General features: G+C 66.3%; 15 protein-coding genes, 1 tRNA gene and 1 pseudogene. 8 read left to right on the top strand and 9 right to left on the bottom strand.

The window, feature by feature from the left end:
* Nucleotides 1–42 precede the first annotated feature (42 nt).
* Nucleotides 43–2,061, top strand: a complete 2,019-nt coding sequence (locus WS89_RS08200; RefSeq protein WP_059790441.1) for a site-specific DNA-methyltransferase — start codon at nucleotides 43–45, stop codon at nucleotides 2,059–2,061.
* Nucleotides 2,061–5,087: a type III restriction-modification system endonuclease gene (locus WS89_RS08195; RefSeq protein ID WP_059790439.1), complete on the top strand. Its 3,027-nt coding sequence runs from the start codon at nucleotides 2,061–2,063 to the stop codon at nucleotides 5,085–5,087. Before WS89_RS08200 ends, WS89_RS08195 begins: the two co-directional genes overlap by 1 nt.
* A gap of 247 nt (nucleotides 5,088–5,334) precedes the next feature.
* Here WS89_RS08195 and WS89_RS08190 read toward each other — a convergent pair whose 3' ends face one another.
* The 5 genes from WS89_RS08190 to egtB form a co-directional block, all read right to left on the bottom strand.
* Complete coding sequence (locus tag WS89_RS08190) at nucleotides 5,335–5,703, bottom strand: hypothetical protein (RefSeq protein ID WP_059503085.1); 369 nt, start codon at nucleotides 5,701–5,703, stop codon at nucleotides 5,335–5,337.
* 186 nt (nucleotides 5,704–5,889) lie between these two features.
* The gene (locus WS89_RS08185; RefSeq protein ID WP_059790437.1) at nucleotides 5,890–6,141 is read right to left on the bottom strand and encodes a hypothetical protein; all 252 of its coding nucleotides are present in this window, start codon (nucleotides 6,139–6,141) and stop codon (nucleotides 5,890–5,892) included.
* A gap of 39 nt (nucleotides 6,142–6,180) precedes the next feature.
* Nucleotides 6,181–6,486 carry a hypothetical protein gene (locus WS89_RS08180; protein ID WP_059503081.1) on the bottom strand — a complete coding sequence of 102 codons (306 nt, stop codon included), beginning with the start codon at nucleotides 6,484–6,486 and terminating at the stop codon, nucleotides 6,181–6,183.
* A 290-nt stretch (nucleotides 6,487–6,776) separates the two neighbouring features.
* On the bottom strand, nucleotides 6,777–7,790 hold the full coding sequence (egtD, locus tag WS89_RS08175; protein WP_059790435.1) for an L-histidine N(alpha)-methyltransferase: 1,014 nt from the start codon (nucleotides 7,788–7,790) through the stop codon (nucleotides 6,777–6,779).
* Complete coding sequence (gene egtB, locus WS89_RS08170) at nucleotides 7,774–9,000, bottom strand: ergothioneine biosynthesis protein EgtB (protein WP_059790433.1); 1,227 nt, start codon at nucleotides 8,998–9,000, stop codon at nucleotides 7,774–7,776. The genes egtD and egtB overlap by 17 nt, the downstream gene beginning before the upstream one ends.
* 579 nt (nucleotides 9,001–9,579) lie before the next feature.
* Here egtB and WS89_RS08165 point away from each other — a divergent pair.
* Entirely contained in the window at nucleotides 9,580–10,056 is a 477-nt protein-coding gene (locus tag WS89_RS08165; protein WP_059503076.1) for a carboxymuconolactone decarboxylase family protein, read from the top strand.
* Nucleotides 10,056–10,937, top strand: a complete 882-nt coding sequence (locus WS89_RS08160; RefSeq protein ID WP_059790471.1) for a sigma-70 family RNA polymerase sigma factor — start codon at nucleotides 10,056–10,058, stop codon at nucleotides 10,935–10,937. Before WS89_RS08165 ends, WS89_RS08160 begins: the two co-directional genes overlap by 1 nt.
* 102 nt (nucleotides 10,938–11,039) lie before the next feature.
* Here the strand turns inward: WS89_RS08160 and WS89_RS08155 are convergent, their stop codons facing one another.
* Both WS89_RS08155 and WS89_RS08150 read right to left on the bottom strand, forming a co-directional pair.
* Entirely contained in the window at nucleotides 11,040–11,555 is a 516-nt protein-coding gene (locus tag WS89_RS08155) for a DUF2628 domain-containing protein (RefSeq protein WP_059790430.1), read from the bottom strand.
* Nucleotides 11,556–11,867: 312 nt separating this feature from the next.
* Nucleotides 11,868–11,944, bottom strand: a tRNA-Val gene (locus WS89_RS08150).
* A 1,129-nt stretch (nucleotides 11,945–13,073) separates the two neighbouring features.
* On the opposite strand from WS89_RS08150, the gene WS89_RS08140 reads away from it, so the two are divergent.
* Together WS89_RS08140 and WS89_RS08135 are read left to right on the top strand one after the other, a co-directional pair.
* A complete protein-coding gene (locus WS89_RS08140) occupies nucleotides 13,074–13,682 on the top strand; it encodes a hypothetical protein (protein WP_156440524.1) in 609 nt (202 codons plus the stop codon).
* Nucleotides 13,683–13,698: 16 nt separating this feature from the next.
* A pseudogene (locus tag WS89_RS08135) lies at nucleotides 13,699–13,875 on the top strand (Imm72 family immunity protein); the annotation flags it as partial.
* 650 nt (nucleotides 13,876–14,525) lie between these two features.
* On the opposite strand, the gene WS89_RS08130 reads toward WS89_RS08135, so the two are convergent.
* The gene (locus tag WS89_RS08130; protein WP_059790423.1) at nucleotides 14,526–15,284 is read right to left on the bottom strand and encodes an anti-sigma factor family protein; all 759 of its coding nucleotides are present in this window, start codon (nucleotides 15,282–15,284) and stop codon (nucleotides 14,526–14,528) included.
* On the bottom strand, nucleotides 15,281–15,802 hold the full coding sequence (locus tag WS89_RS08125; protein ID WP_059790421.1) for a sigma-70 family RNA polymerase sigma factor: 522 nt from the start codon (nucleotides 15,800–15,802) through the stop codon (nucleotides 15,281–15,283). The genes WS89_RS08130 and WS89_RS08125 overlap by 4 nt, the downstream gene beginning before the upstream one ends.
* A gap of 158 nt (nucleotides 15,803–15,960) precedes the next feature.
* On the opposite strand from WS89_RS08125, the gene WS89_RS08120 reads away from it, so the two are divergent.
* Both WS89_RS08120 and WS89_RS08115 read left to right on the top strand, forming a co-directional pair.
* A complete protein-coding gene (locus WS89_RS08120; protein WP_059790419.1) occupies nucleotides 15,961–17,049 on the top strand; it encodes a catalase family peroxidase in 1,089 nt (362 codons plus the stop codon).
* Entirely contained in the window at nucleotides 17,046–17,579 is a 534-nt protein-coding gene (locus tag WS89_RS08115) for a cytochrome b (RefSeq protein WP_059790417.1), read from the top strand. The genes WS89_RS08120 and WS89_RS08115 overlap by 4 nt, the downstream gene beginning before the upstream one ends.
* The last annotated feature ends 461 nt before the right edge of the window (nucleotides 17,580–18,040 follow it).

The following is an 18,040-nucleotide window of genomic DNA, read 5'->3' as shown; positions in this document are numbered from 1 at the left end:
CGTGAGCGCGCCCGACGTCCTGGCGCGCGCGGCCGGGCTCCGATGGAAAAGACGATGCAGAAACTCGATGCGGCCAGCCCGCAGGCGATGTCGACGGATTTCACCGCGGACAACGTCGCGCGCCTGAAGGCGCTGTTCCCCGAACTCGTGACCGAAGGCCCGGAGGGCGCGTCGGTCGACGTCGACGTGCTGAAGGCGCTGGTCGGCGAACGCACGGTCGGCGACGCCGACGAGCGCTACGGCTTCCACTGGCACGGCAAGCGCAGCGCGCGCCAGGCCGCGCTCACGCCGTCGACGGGCACGCTGCGCCCCTGCCCCGACGACAGCGTCGCATGGGACGACACGCGCCATCTCGTGATCGAGGGCGACAACCTCGACGTGATGAAGCTGCTGCACAAGAGCTACGCGGGCAAGGTGAAGCTCGTCTACATCGACCCGCCGTACAACACCGGCAGCGATTTCGTCTATCCGGACGACTTCAGCGACAGCATCCGCCACTACCTGGCGATGACCGGCCAGACCGACGGCGGCGTGAAGCGCAGCACCAATACCGAGGCGAACGGCCGGTTCCACACCGACTGGCTGAACATGATGTATCCGCGCCTGAAGCTCGCGCATGCGCTGCTGTCCGACGAAGGGCTGATCGCCGTGCACATCGACGAGCACGAAGTGCATGCGCTGGTGCTGATGCTGCGCGAGATCTTCGGCGAGGAAAACGAGCTCGGCGTGGCCGTGTGGGACAAGCGCAACCCGAAGGGCGACGCGCGCGGCATCGCGTACCAGCACGAATCGCTGGTGCTGTTCGCGCGCAACGCCGAGACGCTGCTCGAACGGGCGCCGCTCAAGCGCCCGAAGCGCAACGCGCAGCGCATGCTCGACGCCGCGCATGACGCGGTGTACCGAAGCGGCAACCCGAAGGACGCGCAGAAGGCATACCGCGCGTGGCTGAAGGCGCAGACCAACCTGTCCGGCGGCGAGGTGATGTACGACCGGCTGTCGGCGGAAGGCCGCGTATACCGCCTCGTGTCGATGGCGTGGCCGAACAAGAAGAAGGCACCGGACGAATATTTCACGCCGCTGATCCACCCGGTCACCGGCAAGCCGTGCGCGATGCCGGCGCGCGGCTGGCGCAACCCGCCCGCGACGATGCAGGCGTTGCTCGAGCGCGGCCAGATCGAATTCGGCCCGGATGAAACCACGCAGCCGCAGCGGATCTACTACCTCGACGAGAACATGTACGAGAACGTGCCGTCGGTGCTGCCTTTCGCGGGCTCCGACGACGCGCTGCTGAAGTCGCTCGGCATCCCGTTCGACCTGCCGAAGCCGGTCGACTTCGCGGCGGCCGTGATCGGCTGGTGCACGCGCGGCGACGACATCGTGCTCGACTGTTTCGCCGGCTCCGGCTCGACCGGCCACGCGGTGATGCAGGTGAATGCGACCGACGGCGGCGCGCGCCGCTACATCCTCGTGCAACTGCCCGAGGCGCTCGACCGCCGCGACAAGACGCAAGCCGCGGCCGCCGATTTCTGCGCGAAGCTGAAGAAGCCGCTCACGCTCGCGGAAATCACGAAGGAACGCCTGCGCCGCGCCGCGCAGCAGGTCGCGCGCGACTATCCGGAAAGCTATGGCGACCTCGGCTTTCGCGTGTATCGGCTCGACACGACCAACGTGATCGAGTGGGACCCGCGCCGCGACGACTTCGACCATGCGCTGTTCGCGTCCGTCGAGCACGTGAAGACCGGCCGCACCGAGGACGACCTGCTCGCCGAGCTGACGCTGAAGCTCGGCCTCGACCTGTGCACGCCGGTCGAGCATCACCCGGTGGCCGGCAAGACGGTGCACCTGATCGGCCGCGCGATCGTCGCGTGCTTCGACGCGCGCATCTCGCGCGACGACGCAGGCCCGCTCGCCGACGGCATCGTCGACCTGCTCGATGCGACCGGCGCGTCGCGCGACGTCACGTGCCTGTTCCGCGACAGCGGCTTCGTCGACGACGTCGCGAAGCTCAATCTCGCCGCGCTGCTCGAACAGCACGGCGTGAAGCGCGTGCGGAGCCTGTGATGCGGCTGCATTTCGAGGCGGATCTCGACTACCAGCGCGAGGCGATCGACGCCGTCTGCGACCTGTTTCGCGGGCAGGAATCGTATCGCGGCGACTTCAGCGTGCTCGCGAACGCCGCGCCCGGCACGACGGCCGCAGCTCAAGGTTCGCTCGGCTTCGCCGTATCGGAGCAAGGCGTCGGCAACCGGCTGTCGCTGACCGACGACGCGCTCGCGCGCAATCTCGCCGAGGTGCAGTTGCGCGGCGGGCTGCCGCCGTCCGGCCTGCCCGGCTCGCGCGACTTCACCGTCGAGATGGAGACGGGCACCGGCAAGACCTACGTGTACCTGCGCACGATCTTCGAGCTGAACCGCCGCTACGGCTTCACGAAATTCGTGATCGTCGTGCCGTCGATCGCGATCAAGGAAGGCGTGCACAAGACTTTGTCGATCACCGAGGATCACTTCCGCGCGCTGTACGCGGGCGTGCCGTACGACTACTTCCTGTACGACTCCGCGAAGCTCGGCCAGGTGCGCCACTTCGCGGCGAGCGCGGCGATCCAGATCATGGTGATGACGGTCGCCGCGATCAACAAGAAAGAGATCAACAACCTCTACAAGGACAGCGAGAAGACCGGCGGCGAGAAACCGATCGACCTGATCCGCGCGACGCGGCCGATCGTGATCGTCGACGAACCGCAAAGCGTCGACGGCGGCCTCGAGGGGCGCGGCCGCGAAGCGCTCGCCGCGATGGCGCCGCTCTGCACGCTGCGCTATTCGGCCACGCACGTCGACCGCCACCACATGGTGTACCGGCTCGACGCGGTCGACGCGTACGAGCGCAAGCTCGTCAAGCAGATCGAGATCGCGTCGGCGATCGTCGAGGATGCGCACAACAAGCCGTACGTGCGGCTCGTCGGCGTGTCGAACCGGCGCGGCGCGATCAGCGCGCGCCTCGAGCTCGACGTCGCGACGGCCGCCGGCGTGAAACGCCAGATCGTGTCGGCCACCGATGGCGACGATCTCGAGCGCCTGACCAGGCGCGCGCTGTACGCGGGGCTGCGGATCGGCGAAGTGCATGCGGTCAAGGGCGCCGAGTACGTCGAGCTGCGTCATCCGGAAGGCGAGGCGTTCCTGTCGCTCGGCGAGGCGTTCGGCGACATCGACACGCTCGCCGTGCAGCGCGAGATGATCCGCCGCACGATCCGCGAGCATCTCGACAAGGAGCTGCGCCTCGCCGAGCGCGGCGTGAAGGTGCTGTCGCTGTTCTTCGTCGATTCGGTCGAGCGCTATCGCCGCTACGACGAGAACGGGATGCCCGTGAAGGGCGACTACGCGCTGATCTTCGAAGAGGAATATGCGCGCGCGGCGCGCGTGCCGGCTTACCGTGCGCTGTTCGACGGCGTCGACGTGGCCGTCGAAGTCGAGCGTGCGCACAACGGCTACTTCTCGATCGACCGCAAGGGCGGCTGGACCGACACGAGCGAGAGCAGCGCGGCGGCCCGCGAGAACGCGGAGCGCGCGTACGGCCTCATCATGCGCGAGAAGGAAGCGCTGCTGTCGTTCGACACGCCGCTGAAGTTCATCTTCTCGCACTCGGCGCTCAAGGAAGGCTGGGACAACCCGAACGTGTTCCAGATCTGCACGCTGCGCGACATCCAGACCGAGCGCGAACGCCGCCAGACGCTCGGCCGCGGGCTGCGCCTCGCCGTCGACCAGGACGGCGAGCGCGTGCGCGACCCGGGCGTGAACACGCTCACCGTGATCGCGACCGAGCGCTACGAGTCGTTCGCGGAGAACCTGCAGAAGGAAATCGAGGCCGATACCGGCATTCGTTTCGGGATCGTCGAGGAGCACCAGTTCGCGGCGCTGCCGGTGCAGGAAGACGGCGGCCCCGCGCATGCGCTCGGCGTCGAGCTGTCGCGCGTGCTGTGGAACCATCTGCACGAACAGGGCTACGTCGACGCGCAGGGCAAGGTGCTCGACCGGCTGAAGGATGCGCTGCGCCAGAGCGCGCTCGTGCTGCCGGACGCGTTCGAGCGGCTGCGTGCGCCGATCGTCGCGACGCTGCGCAAGCTGTCGGGCCGCTTCGCGGTGCGCAACGCCGACGAGCGCCGCGCGATCGCGTTGCGGCGCGATGCGTCGGGCAAGGCCGTCGTGTTCGGCGCGGATTTCCGTGCGCTGTGGGATCGCATCCGCCATCGCACCGTGTACCGCGTCGAGTTCGACAACGCGAAGCTGGTGCGCGACTGCACGGCCGCGTTGCGCGCCGCGCCGGACATCGCGCGGGCGCGGCTGCAGTGGCGCAAGGCCGAGATCGACATCGGCAAGGCCGGCATCGAGGCGATCGAGGTGGCCGGCGCCGGCACGGTGCTGCTCGACGAAGGCGAGTTGCCGCTGCCCGACCTGCTCACCGAGTTGCAGGACCGGACGCAGCTCACGCGCCGTTCGCTCGCGACGATCCTCGCCGACAGCGGCCGGCTCGACGATTTCCGCGTGAATCCGCAGCAGTTCATTGCGGTGGCGGCCGACGCGATCAACCGCTGCAAGCGGCTCGCGCTCGTCGCGGGCATTGCGTACCGCAAGCTCGGCGAGCGCCACGTGCATGCGCTCGAATCGTTCGAGAGCGAAGCGCTGACCGGTTACCTGCGCAATCTGCGGCTGGACGCGCGCAAGTCGATCCACGAAGCGGTCGTATGCGAGACGGACGCCGAGCGCGCGTTCGCCGATGCGCTCGAAGCGCACGACGGCGTGAAGCTCTACGCGAAGCTGCCGGCGTGGTTCCGTGTGCAGACGCCGCTCGGCAGCTACCATCCGGACTGGGCTGTGCTCGCGGAACAGGACGGCGGCGAGCGGCTGTACTTCGTCGTCGATACGCCGAATGCCGACGGCCACGTGCCGAGCGAGCACGAGCGCGCGAAGCTCGCGTGCGGCGAAGCGCATTTCCGTGCGCTGACCGATGGCGACGGCGCGGCGCGCTTCGTGCGCGTCGGGCAGCCGGATGCGCTGTTCGAACCTGCGGCGCCGCCGGCGGGCGCGGGACGGTGACACGAAGGGCGGCGACGAGCCGCCCTTTTTATCGGCATGGCCCGGCCGTTATCGATCGTGCCGGGTACCCGCGCATCGCCCGTTCCGTCATCCGCATGAAAGCAATCGCATTACTCGCGTGCGGGCGACGCCGTTACGGCTGGTTGCAAATCGGGTCGACACGATGTTTTCGCTCGCCCGACACGTTACGTTTTCGCCATGAAAAAAGGGCGCCGAAGCGCCCTTCCCGTGCATCCGCAGGCTGCGCTTACAGCGTACGGCCGAATGCGTTGCGATGCGAATGATGCGTGGACGTCGACGCATGCGCGGTATGGCCATGCGCGTGCGAGTGACCGCGGCCCGGCTGCGTGCCGGCGCGATCGGCGATCGTGTCGGAACGGTCGGCCGCGCGCGACAGGCCCTTGTCCCGGTCGCCGGCGTGCATGCCGTTCGAGTTGCTCAGCGCCTGGCCGCTCATGTGGCCGCCCGACATGCCGCCTGCGTTGCCGCCCGAGCCGCCTGCGCCATGACCGCCGCCATTGCCCCCGCCGTTGCCGCCGGCCGCCGCATGGGCAGACACCGAGCCGAGCGCGAGCAGCGCGGCCGCCAGGACGGACAGATATCGTTGCTGTTTCATTTGGTGCTCCCTTGAGCGCGTTTGCGTGACTGCATTTTATGAATGCGAGAAATTCGCGCAGCACGACGTTGTAAATGATCGTAACGACGCGTGCGGCACGCATTCGTCGGATCAATTGCGGGCACGCATGAACGCGGGGGCGAAGCACCTGGGCGATGCCGCGACGTCGCCCAGGTGACGAGGTGCTTACTGCGGCGGCTGCATGCCCTGCGCGGCGGCCTTGTGTTGCGCGGCCTGCTCTTGCGCGTGCTGCTTCGCCATGTGATGGCCGACGATACAGCCGCCCACGGCGCCGACCACCGCGTGGTGCCCCGCATAGTGACCGGCCACACCGCCGACCACCGCACCCTTCATGCAGCCCGCCGCGTGCGCGCTGCCGATCGTTGCGAGCGCAACGACAGCGGCGGCGGCACGTAGTCCGATGTATCGAACGGGCATCGTGTTTTCACTCTCCTCTCGAATGATCGATCGAGCCGCTTAGTCCCAGCGGCCGCCACGCCAGCCGCCGCGCTCGCGCCACTCGTGCTCGCGCCATTCCCGGCGGCGCCACTCGTGTTCGCGCCATTCGCGCTGACGCCAGCCGTCGCCGCGCCAACCGTCGTCGCGATAGCCGACCGGCGCGTACATCACGGGCGGAGGCGGCGCCACGTAGACGGGCGCCGGCGCCGCATAGACGCCCGGCACGCCGATGCCGACCGACAGGTCGACGTGGGCCGATGCGACGCCCGAGGCTGCCAGCGCCGCTACACCGAGAACTGCACCGAGAATAAGTTTCTTGCTCATTTCGCGACTCCCTGCACGTGTCGTGCGTCGTGTGACTACGGTTCGGAGTCTAGGCACCGGACGCCGACACAGGTGAAACGGGTCTGCGAGAGCAGTAACGGACGTTTACGGGTGCCCGGAAAGCCTGATGGAGCATGGGGGAGGCGGCATGCCGGACATCGTTGCGGCGATGCATCGGGTCGGTAAAAAGGGAATTTTCGGTACGAAACCGGCGATCGGATCGAACACGCCGGGGCACGGGGAGCGAACCGCCGTGGCCTTGCGGCGCGAGCGGTTCGCCGCAGCGCGCATTACGCGCGGATATCGTCGACACTGCGCAACCAGTGCACGCTGAACAGCTTGTCCGCGTCGGTCCACACGGTATCGGGTTCGAACCCGGCGCGGCGCGCGATCGCATGGAAGCCGTCGATCGTGAACTTGTGCGAGTTCTCCGTGTGGATGCGCTCGCCGGCTTCGAAGCTGAACGCGTGGCCGCGCACGTGTACGGTCTGCGCGACGTCGCTGACGAGATGCATCTCGATGCGTTGCCGCTCGCGGTCGTAGAACGCGCAGTGCGAGAACGCATCGACGTCGAAATCCGCGCCGAGTTCGGCGTTCGCGCGCGCCAGGAGGTTCAGGTTGAACTGCGCGGTCACGCCCTGCGCGTCGTTGTACGCGTCGTGCAGCGTGCGCTCGTCCTTCACGAGATCCGCGCCGACCAGCAGGCCGCCGCCGCGCAGCAGCCGCGCCGCATCGCGCAGGAACGTGTCGGCCTCTTCCGGCGAGAAGTTGCCGATCGTCGACCCGGGAAAGAAGCCGATGCGCCGCCGCGGCGTTTCGGTCAGCTCGGCCAGTTGCTCGGCCTTCGTGTAGTCGGCCGCGAGCGGCGCGACGTCGAGCCACGGATACGCGGCGCGCAGGCGTGTGGCCGCGCCGTGCAGATGGTCGGCCGAGATGTCGATCGGCACGTAGCGCGCCGGCGCGTTCGCGTAGTTGTTCGCGAACGCGTCGAGCAGGATGCGGATCTTCTCGAGCGAGCCCGCGCCGAATTCGACGATGTCCGCATGCGGGCCGACACGCTGCGCGATCTCGGCCGCGCGCTCGCGCAGTATGCCGAGCTCGGTGCGCGTCGGGTAATACTCCGGCAGTTCGCAGATGCGGTCGAACAGCGCGGAGCCGGCCGCATCGTAGAAGTATTTCGGCGAAATGCTGCGCGGCGTGCGCGACAGTCCGTCGATCAGGTCGCGCTCGAACGCGCTCGGCCGCGCATCGCGGGCGGGTTGCAGGCCACCGCTCGTGGCCGTCAGGTCAGACGTCTCGCGCAAGTCGCACTCCCGTGAATTGCCAGCGTGCCGCCGGCGGAAAGAAATTGCGGTACGTCGGCCGTTCGTGCCCGGGCGGCGTCGCGATGCTGCTGCCGCGCAGAACCTGCTGGCCGACCATGAACTTGCCGTTGTATTCGGCCGCCACACCCGCGAGCGGCCGAAAGCCCGGATACGGCTCGTAGGACGAACGCGTCCACTGCCATACATGCCCGAGCATCTGCCGGATGCCGTCGGCCGCGAACGCGGTTTCCCATTCGAATTCGGTCGGCAGCCGCGCGCCGGCCCATTCCGCATACGCGGCCGCCTCGTAGAAGCTCACGTGACACACCGGCGCGTCGGGCGCGAGCGGTTCGACGCCGTGCAGGCCGAAGGTGCGCCGCACGCGCGTGGCGGCCGCGTCGTCGTCGTCCGGCATCCAGTACGCGGGCCCTTGCCACCCTTCCCGCTGCACCGTGGCCCAGCCGTCGGACAGCCAGAATTCGGGGCGCGTATAGCCGCCGTCCGCGACGAACGCCGCGAATTCCGCGTTCGTCACGAGGCGATTCGCGATCTCGTACGGCCGCACGAGCGCCGTATGACGCGGCCGCTCGTTGTCGAACGAGAACGCATCGCCATCGTGGCCGATCTCGACGAGCCCGCCCGGCTGACGCAGCCAGCGCAACGGGCCGGCGTCGCCCGCGGCCAGCGCGCGTTGCGCATCGGCGCCGGTGCGCGGCCGGAACGCCGGCCGCAACGGGTTGCACGAGAACGCATGCAGCATGTCGGTGACGATCAGTTCCTGATGCTGCTGCTCGTGATGCAGGCCGAGCACCAGCTCGGGCGCGATCGCCTCGAGCTGCGCCGCGTCGGCGTCGGCCAGCGCGCGCAGCATCGCGTCGTCGACGTATTGCCGGTACGCATGCACGTCGTCCAGCGACGGACGCGTGAGCAGCCCGCGCTGCGGTCGCGGATGGCGCGGGCCGAGCGCTTCGTAATAGGAATTGAAGAGGAACTGGAATGCGTCGTCGAACGGCGCGTAGCCGGGCACGCGGCGCATCAGCACGACGGTTTCGAAGAACCAGGTCGTATGCGCGAGGTGCCATTTCGTCGGGCTCGCGTCGGGCATCGACTGCACGGCCTGGTCTTCGGCGGACAGCGTCGCGGTCAGCGCGACGCTATGGGCGCGCACGTCCTGGTAACGGCGCTGAAGCTGTGATGCAAGGAGGCTCATCGGTTTACCGTCCACGTCGCGATTCGCTGCGTTGCGTTGCCGGAAAAGGGAAAGCCTTGCGCTGGCGTGCGCGCGGCTGACGTGCAACCTGCTGCTGCGTCGTCGGGCAGCCGGCGCGCGCGCCGGGCCGCGGATGCGGCGTCACTTCGTCTGCCCGTGCAGAACAGTATGGTCCAGAAATGTGAACGTCGCGAATCGGATTTCCGATGAAACGAAGCAGAAAGAAAAATGAAAGCATTTTCGATGAGGGCGTCGCACGCGTGACGAACCGTCGGTGGCCGTCGCGGCCGGGTTCGAGCCGACGGACGCAATGCACGTGCCCGCGACTGCACACTGCTGACGTCCGGTGACAACCGCACGGCATGCATGAAAGGTCGATGGCGCGCGTTCGTCGGCGGAACGGCGCGATGCGCCCCATTCGTCCGTCGATATCGCGTCCTGTGGCGCCCTGCTCGACGGCTTCGCCCTTCGCTTGCCGCTGCGCGCTTCGACGGTTCCGAAAATTTTTTGCATCGATGTCACACCCGCGGGGGGCTCGCTCGTCATATCGGCGGAACCCACACGAAAGGAGAAGCCACCATGACTGCGAAACTCAATCCGTTTGCCGCCGCCCCCGCGCTGATGAAGCACTGGATGACCGTGTCGGTCGCCGCCGCCGGCAGCCTCGAGCCGACGCTGATCGAGTTGGTCAAGATCCGCGCGTCGCAGATCAACGCGTGCGCGAACTGCATTAACATGCACACCGCCGAGGCCCGCGAACAAGGCGAGACCGAGCAGCGCATCTACCTGCTGTCCGCGTGGCGCGAAGCGCCCTGCTACACCGACCGCGAACGCGCGGCGCTCGGCTGGACCGACGCGCTCACGCGGCTGTCGGAGGGCCACGCTGCGCACGAAGCGGCCTATGCGGCGCTGAACGACCATTTCAGCGAGGAGGAACAGGTGAAACTCACGGTGATGATCAACGTGATCAACGGCTGGAACCGGCTCGCCGTCGGCTTCGGGCTGTGGGTCGACCCGGCCGACGCGAAGGCCGCCGCCGCGAAGATGGTGGCCTGATGCCGAACCTCGACCCGGCCAACGGCGGCGCCGACGAACGGGCCGACGCGGCGGCGAGCTTCGATCCGCTGCGCCGCACGCTGATCCGCGTCGCGTACCGGATGCTCGGTTCCGTTGCGGATGCCGAGGACATGGTGCAGGAGGCGTTCATCCGCTGGATGGACGTCGACCGCACCGACGTACGCGTGCCGGAGGCGTTCCTGCGCCGCATGGTGATGCGCATGTGCCTCGATCAGTTGAAGTCCGCGCGGCACCAGCGCGAAACCTATATCGGCCCGTGGCTGCCCGAGCCGGTCGTCGAGGAAGATCAACAGGACGACATCACGCTGCCGCTGCTGCTCGCGCTCGAACGGCTCTCGCCGCTCGAACGCGCGGCGTTCCTGCTGCACGACGTGTTCGGCCTCGAATTCGACGAAGTCGCCACGACGATCCAGCGCGACCCGGCCGCGTGCCGGCAGCTCGCCGCACGGGCACGCACGCACGTGCGCGAGGCGCGGCCGCGTTTTCATGTCGACAAGCAGCGCGGGATCGAACTGGCCGAAGCATTCTTCGCGGCGTCACGCAGCGGCGACATGCGCGCGCTCGGCGCGATGCTCGCCGAGGACGTGAGCCTGCATTCGGACGGCGGCGGCAAGCGTACCGCGGCCGGCAAGCCGGTGTTCGGCTTCGAACTCGTGATGCGGGTGCATGCGTACCTCGCCGAGCTGTTCGCGACGCAAGCGTCGAAGCTCATCCGGGCCGGGTTCATCAACGGGCTGCCGGGTTTCGTCACGCTGGAAGCCGATGGCGAGCTGCAGACGACTGCGCTCGAGATCGACGACGGGAAGATCGTCGCGATCTATGTCGTGCGCAATCCTGACAAATTGAAGCATCTGCATTGAGGATGGTGGCGCGAGCATGCGCCGTGTGTCATGCGCGTGCATGCCGCCGGCGCCACCCGCCCGCTTCTTTCCGCCCTGCGTTCCGTTCGCCGGCTGCCGCGATCAGTACATCCCGCCTCCGGCGTTGCCGACCATGTACAGCAGTACGCCGAGCAGCGGCGTCGCGACGGCGAAACCGGCCGCCGCCAGCCAGTTCGTGCCGCCTTGCGCGTCGAGCAGCGCGAGAAACGATTCGCGGGACGTCGCGTGCGGGCGCAGGTTTTCGATCCTGCGTGCGATGTGCGTCTTGTAGAGGCCGTTCCCGTACCAGCCGAGCGACACCGCGATCGCGATCGTGGCCGGGTCGAGCATGCTCGATTCGAAGTATCCCGGGAAGTACAGCAACTCGATCAGCGTGATGCCCAGCGTGCCGGCGAGCACGGCGGTCGCCTGCCAGTACATGCATCGATACGCCATCCAGACCGGGCCGAGGAAGCACGCGGCCCAGTTCCACGACTGCCGGCTCTTGCGCGATTCGGCGATCGCCCACTTTCGTTCGTACCAGTCGGCCTTCTTGCCGACGTAAGCGGCGATTTCGTCGTGGCTTGCGCGCGGTGCGGCGGTCGTGACCTCGGACATGTCGTGTGCTCTCAGGCGCGCGAAGCGCGCGTCGTTGTTTTGATGCGGTGGAAACCGGGCGACGGGCGAAGCTGCCACGTCGATGCGCAGACGATTCTACGCGCCGTGCAGCGGCCGTTGTGTGGCAGGTCGGGATGTCGAACGGAGGATGCGATGCCGCGGTTCGCACGACATGACGCATCGAGGCGTCACGCATCGTTTCGGACCGGAAAAGAAAAACGCCACGCGAAGTTGCCGCGTGGCGTTCGTATGTTTGGCGAGCCGTGTTGCCTGTAGGCAAGTCGTGCTGCCGGACCCCTTCGTTTTGTTCGTTGGTAGGCTCGATTGGATTCGAACCAACGACCCCCACCATGTCAAGGTGGTGCTCTAACCAACTGAGCTACGAGCCTAAGAAGCCGCGAATTATAGAGAGGGTTTTAGGGGAGCACAAGCCCCTTCGTGAAAATTTTTTGAAACGCTCGCACGGCGGGCTGACGATCGATGTTACGCGGCTGGCGATGCCGGCAGCGTTGGCTTCATCCGTCGCCTCACAGCAAAACGCTTCGATATGCGACGGTGTTATCCACATTCCCCTTTGGATAACCGTTCGGCAAGCCTCTGGATTCACAGTGGAACGATTGAGGATATGTCGGCGCGGTTGTGAATCGACGAAAAGTTGTTCTGTGCTGCCGAGCGCTGTTCACGTCGCGCACCCAGGGTTATGCATTTCGCTTCGCGCCGAGAATTCAGTGCGTTACGGTGGTTATCCACTGTGACGCACAGGGTTTGTTAACTACCACTACGTATATATACGAATGCTGTTAACACCTTTGGATAAGCACAGTCCGTCGACTGTGATCCGCTCGGGATATGCACTGAGTGCAGCGACTGGATGAACGAAGCGGAACGCTGTGAAGCGCATCGATCGATGCGTAAGCCTTCATGTCTGTAGAATCGCCGGCATCCAGGATGCAAAGCCCGACGGACAAGCTCACGGCACGTGACCGATTCTTCGATGACCCGCCTCCACGCGCTCGATATCGACGCAGTCGTACACCGGATGCAGCGACATCCGGGCGACATCATGTTCGAGCAACGCGTGTCGATACCGGAAGCTCCTGTGTTGCCGCTACAAGGGCGAGCGATTCAACGTGAAGTTCGATCTCGACTACGGTGTTTCCGTCGAGCGTGTCGGGCAGCTTTCCGACGCAGATATCGCGGCGATCGTCGGATGGCTCGGGAAGGAGGCAGGGTGATCACGGCAGACGACACCGGGCGAAGCGGTCGATACCACCACGCACCAGGTCGTGATCGCGACGATCACCGAGTATTTCTCGTCGCGACGGACGACGCATCGATGACGACGAGCGATAAGATGAAATCGAAGCAAGACCGCGGCGATACCAGTACTGCCCGCCACCGGAGCCGGTAATGGGACCGATCATGTGCCGTCGGCACGGACGCGATAACGGGATCGCGACATCGACGGGCGTTGCCGTGTGCATTCGGCAGCGCGGACAGTTTTCGTCCGGCGAACTCGTGAAGGTTTCGCTCGACCGGCCGAAGTACAGCCGCGAAATGTGGATGCTGCGTGCCGAACTCGAAGAACACGAGGTCGATGCAACTTTCGTCGACAACGTTGCGCACGTGAAGGCGTTTCCGAAGATTGCGGCGCTGGAGCGTTTGCGTGCGCATCTGTGTTCGGCATGCCTGGACGAACTGCTCGTGCGCTCCGGCGAGGTGCCCTATAAACCGACGACGAAGGAACAGGCGTTCGACACGTCCGTCGTCGCGGCGAATGCGAATTGGCCGCGCGGCGTCGCGCGCTGCGAGTTGCACGGCTTGATCCGGCCGACGCGGACGTCACCGGATATCGAGGCCGCGATCTTGTCGATCGACGTGATCCGCGATTGTCCCGTCGTGCGGGTAACCGATGCCAGCGTGAAGCATGGCGCCACGCATTGGTTCGACGAAACGTTCCTGCGCAAGGTGCTCGGGCCGGGTATCGACATCGTCGATTCGACGTTCCGCATCGACGATCGGGCAATGTTCGTGCAGCTGTGGGACGCCGGTGAGCTCGTGTGTCCGGTATGCCTGCGGGCGGTGTTGGAACGTAGCGGCCTGTGCAACGACGACACGCCGACATGAGCGTAGCAGAGCCATCGTGGCGGACACGATCGAACAGCACGACATGACGGACGACGCCACTCGGCGCAAGATTTTCTGGCTGCTTCAACGTGTGACGAGCTTGTCGCACTGGACGCGCAAGCGCGAGGGGTTCGCGCGATTTGCGAACGCGTATGGACATGCGGCGAATACGTGGCTCGATGACGATCCGGAGCCGATCCGCTACCTCATCGCGCCGGAAACCGGCGCGGTTCTCGGGATAGTCGAAACGAAGTGACCCGAAGCGCGAGCGGCAGTGTGTGGATAACCGGCGCACGATCCAGTTGAAACCCTGTGCATCCGACCGGTGAGCATTCCGGTTTCGATGGGCTCGTTGGCCCGAATGTCTTGCCCGACAAGGCTTTGCCGACAATGAAAGAGGGCAGCGAACAAATCGCGTGCGACTTCCGGAAGTCGAATGTCTTGTGGATATCGTTGACTCGAAGCCACTCGAAATCCTGTGCATTCAACGGGTGAGCGCAGTCGAATCTGGCGAAGACGCTTGGTCAAACACCTGGGTTGTGGATATCGGCGCCCAAAACAACCCGAAACGCTGTGCATACCAAAGGTGAGCGAACCCATCGAAGTCGGCATGCGGCACCGTCATGATCGATGTGGATATCCTGTTCCGCGGCGACTCGAAACCCTGTGATTTTAAAGGCGAGGGCGCCGGCGCGGACTGGATGTGAATAACAGCCGATGAAAGTCAGTCGAAACGCTGTGCATTCGAGCGGTGAGCGTGAGCCGGTTCAAGCCCGCCGAGCCGCACCGGAAAAGGCGCCGGCAGCCACCACCGACCGCCATCCGGGCGCGCATCGTATCACTTCAAGTCTGCTGATCGAGCGCCCGCACGACCGCTTTCTCCCCGACGCTTCCGGCCGGCCCAACCACCGCATAGTTGAGGCCGTTCACCGATCCATACCGCGCCAGCAGTGCGCCATCCACGCGTTGCCCGGCCGGCAGCAGCCGATGTTCCGATTCCGCCGGCCGGAGATAGAAGCTCAGCGTTTGCCCCGCATCATCCTGATAGAGCACCATCGCGGCCGTGGCCCCGCTGTCCGTCGTGAACAACCGTCCGCCGACTGGTGTGAACCCCGCCGCGCTCAAATCCGGCAGCTTCGCCGACGCACCGACGCGCCTGGTGAGCCACCTCTGCAAATCGCCCGCACCGGTCGGCCGGTAATCGACCTTCGCCGCCTGATCGACGACCATCATCCGGTAAGCCTTGACCGCATCGCTCATCGGCGCGATGGGCGGCGGCGCGTTCCAGCCGCGCGCCTGCCATCCGCCGAACGTCCCGAGCCCGGCGCAAAACACGAACGAAGCCGCCATCGCGAACCGCATCCGCGTGCGCTCCGCCCGCCGGCCGCGAATCGCCGCCGGATCGAGCGCGGGATTGTCCGCCGGCATCCGCACGCTCTCCAGCGCGGCCCGCAACCGCTGCGCGTCCTGCTGCCATTGCTTCACTTGTTCCGCGCGCTCCGGATGCAGCGCGAGATAGCGTTCGACCGCGGCGCGCGCATCGTCGTCGAGCTGGCCGTCGACATAGGCCTGAAGGTCATGTTCGTTCGGAGGCGTGTTCATTTCTTCATCAACCGCAAGGAGGGAGCAGGCAGTTCGCCGTCGCTGAGCTGGCGCAGCGCCTGGCGCGCGCGCGAGAGCCGCGACATCACGGTGCCGATCGGCACGTCGAGCAGGTCGGCGACTTCCTGATAGGTGAAACCTTCGACCGCGACGAGCAGCAGCAGGCTGCGCTGTTCGTCGGAGAGCTGGCCGAACGCCTCGAGCGTCGCGCGCGCCGCGAATTCGCGTTCGGCGGACGGCCAGTGCGCTTCGTCGTCGTCGCGGATGCGGCCGAGCAGCCACGCGTAGCGCTTCGCGCTGCGTTTGCCGTCGAGAAACTGCCGGTACAGGATCGTGAAGAGCCAACTGCGCAGCGACGCGTCGTCGCGACGGCTCGTCCAGCGCGACAGCGCGCGCTCGAGCGTCGACTGGACGAGATCGTCGGCCGCATGGACGTCGCGCGCCAGCCACAGCGCGAAGCGCCGCAGCCGGGGGATGAGTTCGCGCAACGCGTCGTCGTCGAGGGCGGTGGAGGGCATGGCCGGGCCGGTTGCCGAAAGGGTCGTGGATGCCGCGTAGGACGCCGGTCGGCACCGATTATTCCCTCCAGCATACGAAAAAACTTTTCGTGGAATAAAGCGGCGCGGGCGGCGTCCTACGCGCGTTCGACAATGATCTGACGATCGGGAGTGCATTCATGAAGCAATCTTCGTCTTCTTCGCCGCAGCGCGAGCCCGGGCGCGGGTGGTGGCGCTGGGCCGTGATCGGCGGCGCGGTGGCCGGCGTGGCCGCGGCGTTCGGGTATGCCGGCGGGTGGCTCGCGCCGGCGCGCCTGACCCCGCACCGGCTCGTCGACGCGCTGCAGACCAACAGCGGCGTCCACCCGGGCTTTCGGCGCAATCACGCGAAGGGCGTGTGCGTGACCGGCTACTTCGAAGGCAACGGCGCCGCGAGCGCGTATTCGGTCGCGCCGTTCTTCAAGGCGGTGCGCACGCCGGTAGTCGGGCGCTTCGCGTTGCCGGGCGGCAACCCGTACGCGCCCGACAGCAGCGTGCCGATCCGCAGCCTCGCGCTGAAGCTCACCGCACCGGACGGCGAGCAATGGCGGACCGGGATGAACGCGATGCCGGTGTTTCCGGTGGCGACGCCGCAGGCGTTCTACGAGCAGACGCTCGCGACCCGTCCCGATCCGAAGACGGGCAAGCCGGACCCGGCGAAGGTGAAGGCGTTTTTCGGCGCGCATCCGGAGGCGGGCGCCTTCCTGCAATGGGTGAAGCGTGCGAAACCGAGCGCGAGTTACGTCACCGAAAGCTATTACGGGTTGAACGCGTTTTACTTCGTCGATGCGGCCGGCAAGCGCCAGGCGGTGCGGTGGCGCGTCGTGCCGGAGCAGACGGCGGGTGCCGGCGACGTCGCGACGGCCGCCGATCCGAACGTGCTGCAACAGGACGTGACGCAGCGCATCGCGGCCGGTGCGCAGAAGTGGAAGCTGCTGGTCACGCTGGCCGAGCCCGGCGATCCGGTGGACGACGCGACGAAGATCTGGCCCGCGCAGCGCACGACGATCGACGCCGGCACGCTCGTGCTCGATCGCGTGGAGGCGCAGGACAGCGGCCCGTGCCGCGACGTGAATTACGACCCGACGGTGCTGCCGCAGGGGATCCAGGTGTCGGGCGATCCGTTGCTGGCGGCGCGCTCGGCCGCGTATGCGGATTCGTATCTGCGTCGCACGAGTGAAGAGACCGGCGTGGCAGGCGTGGCGCGATTGAGTGGGGAGGGACGATGATGAAGGCTTCGACGACGTTTAGCTGGCCGGCGCGGGTGCTGCATTGGGTGATGGCCGCGATGATCCTCGCGATGCTGTTCATCGGGGTGGGAATGGTGGCGTCGGTTTCCGCGCGGCACGAGGTCCTGGTGGCGATTCACAAGCCGCTGGGTGTGGCGGTGCTGGTGCTGGTGTGTGTGCGGATCGTCGTGCGGATTCTGTCGAAGCCGCCCGCGTTGCCCGACGATCTGCCGGGGTGGCAGAAGGTGGCCGCGCACGGGTCGCATCTCGTGCTGTATGCGCTGATGGTCGCGATGCCGTTGATCGGCTGGGCGATGCTGTCGGCGGGCGGATATCCGGTGACGCTGGGCGGCGGAGTACAGCTCCCGGCGCTGGTGTCGGCTGATCCGGTGGCGTTCGCGTGGCTCAGGGTCGCGCATCGGGTGCTGGCGTATCTGTTCTTCCTGACGTTTCTCGCGCACTTTGCCGCTGCGCTGTATCACGGACTGATTCGGCGCGACGGCGTGGTGAGGGCGATGGTGGGACGGTGAGCGACGCAGGTTGCGTTCGATGCGGCGGGGCGGTTCGCGGGCGACCGCGGCTGCTGCTGCCGCGCTCGCTTATATATATGACCAATCGAGAGGCTCGACGGCCGCGGGCACCGCATGTCAAAAATATTTCACGAAGGGGGTTGCGGAGACGGAGGCAGGTGCTTAGAATCTCGCCTCTTTCGCGCTAACGGAAACGCGGCGCGGGGGAAGAAGGGAAGCGGTGCTGTTGAAGTCGGTTGTAGCGACTCCAGCGCATACGAAATTAAACCGCAGTCGTCGCAACGAAGTAGTTAAAAAAGTTGTTGACGAGTTTCAAAAAACGGTTAATAATCTCGCTTCTCTGCTGCTGAAAACGCAGCGCTGCTGAGGGGTTCAGGATCCCTAGCAGAATGCTCTTTAAAAATTAACAGCCGATAAGTGTGGGCGCTTGATGAAAGCGAGCTGATCCTCGGATCAGATAG

The organism is Burkholderia sp. MSMB1072, assembly GCF_001524725.1.
Taxonomy (GTDB): domain Bacteria; phylum Pseudomonadota; class Gammaproteobacteria; order Burkholderiales; family Burkholderiaceae; genus Burkholderia.
This window is presented reverse-complemented; position numbering and strand designations above follow the sequence as displayed.

Coding starts and splice junctions, on each gene's coding strand:
- WS89_RS08195 (WP_059790439.1), top strand. CDS start 2,061: ATGCGGCTGCATTTCGAGGCGGATCTCGACTACCAGCGCGAGGCGATC.
- WS89_RS08190 (WP_059503085.1), bottom strand. CDS start 5,703: ATGAAACAGCAACGATATCTGTCCGTCCTGGCGGCCGCGCTGCTCGCG.
- WS89_RS08125 (WP_059790421.1), bottom strand. CDS start 15,802: ATGCCCTCCACCGCCCTCGACGACGACGCGTTGCGCGAACTCATCCCC.
- egtB (WP_059790433.1), bottom strand. CDS start 9,000: ATGAGCCTCCTTGCATCACAGCTTCAGCGCCGTTACCAGGACGTGCGC.
- WS89_RS08115 (WP_059790417.1), top strand. CDS start 17,046: ATGATGAAGGCTTCGACGACGTTTAGCTGGCCGGCGCGGGTGCTGCAT.
- WS89_RS08165 (WP_059503076.1), top strand. CDS start 9,580: ATGACTGCGAAACTCAATCCGTTTGCCGCCGCCCCCGCGCTGATGAAG.
- WS89_RS08130 (WP_059790423.1), bottom strand. CDS start 15,284: ATGAACACGCCTCCGAACGAACATGACCTTCAGGCCTATGTCGACGGC.
- WS89_RS08120 (WP_059790419.1), top strand. CDS start 15,961: ATGAAGCAATCTTCGTCTTCTTCGCCGCAGCGCGAGCCCGGGCGCGGG.
- WS89_RS08185 (WP_059790437.1), bottom strand. CDS start 6,141: ATGCCCGTTCGATACATCGGACTACGTGCCGCCGCCGCTGTCGTTGCG.
- WS89_RS08180 (WP_059503081.1), bottom strand. CDS start 6,486: ATGAGCAAGAAACTTATTCTCGGTGCAGTTCTCGGTGTAGCGGCGCTG.
- WS89_RS08155 (WP_059790430.1), bottom strand. CDS start 11,555: ATGTCCGAGGTCACGACCGCCGCACCGCGCGCAAGCCACGACGAAATC.
- WS89_RS08200 (WP_059790441.1), top strand. CDS start 43: ATGGAAAAGACGATGCAGAAACTCGATGCGGCCAGCCCGCAGGCGATG.
- WS89_RS08160 (WP_059790471.1), top strand. CDS start 10,056: ATGCCGAACCTCGACCCGGCCAACGGCGGCGCCGACGAACGGGCCGAC.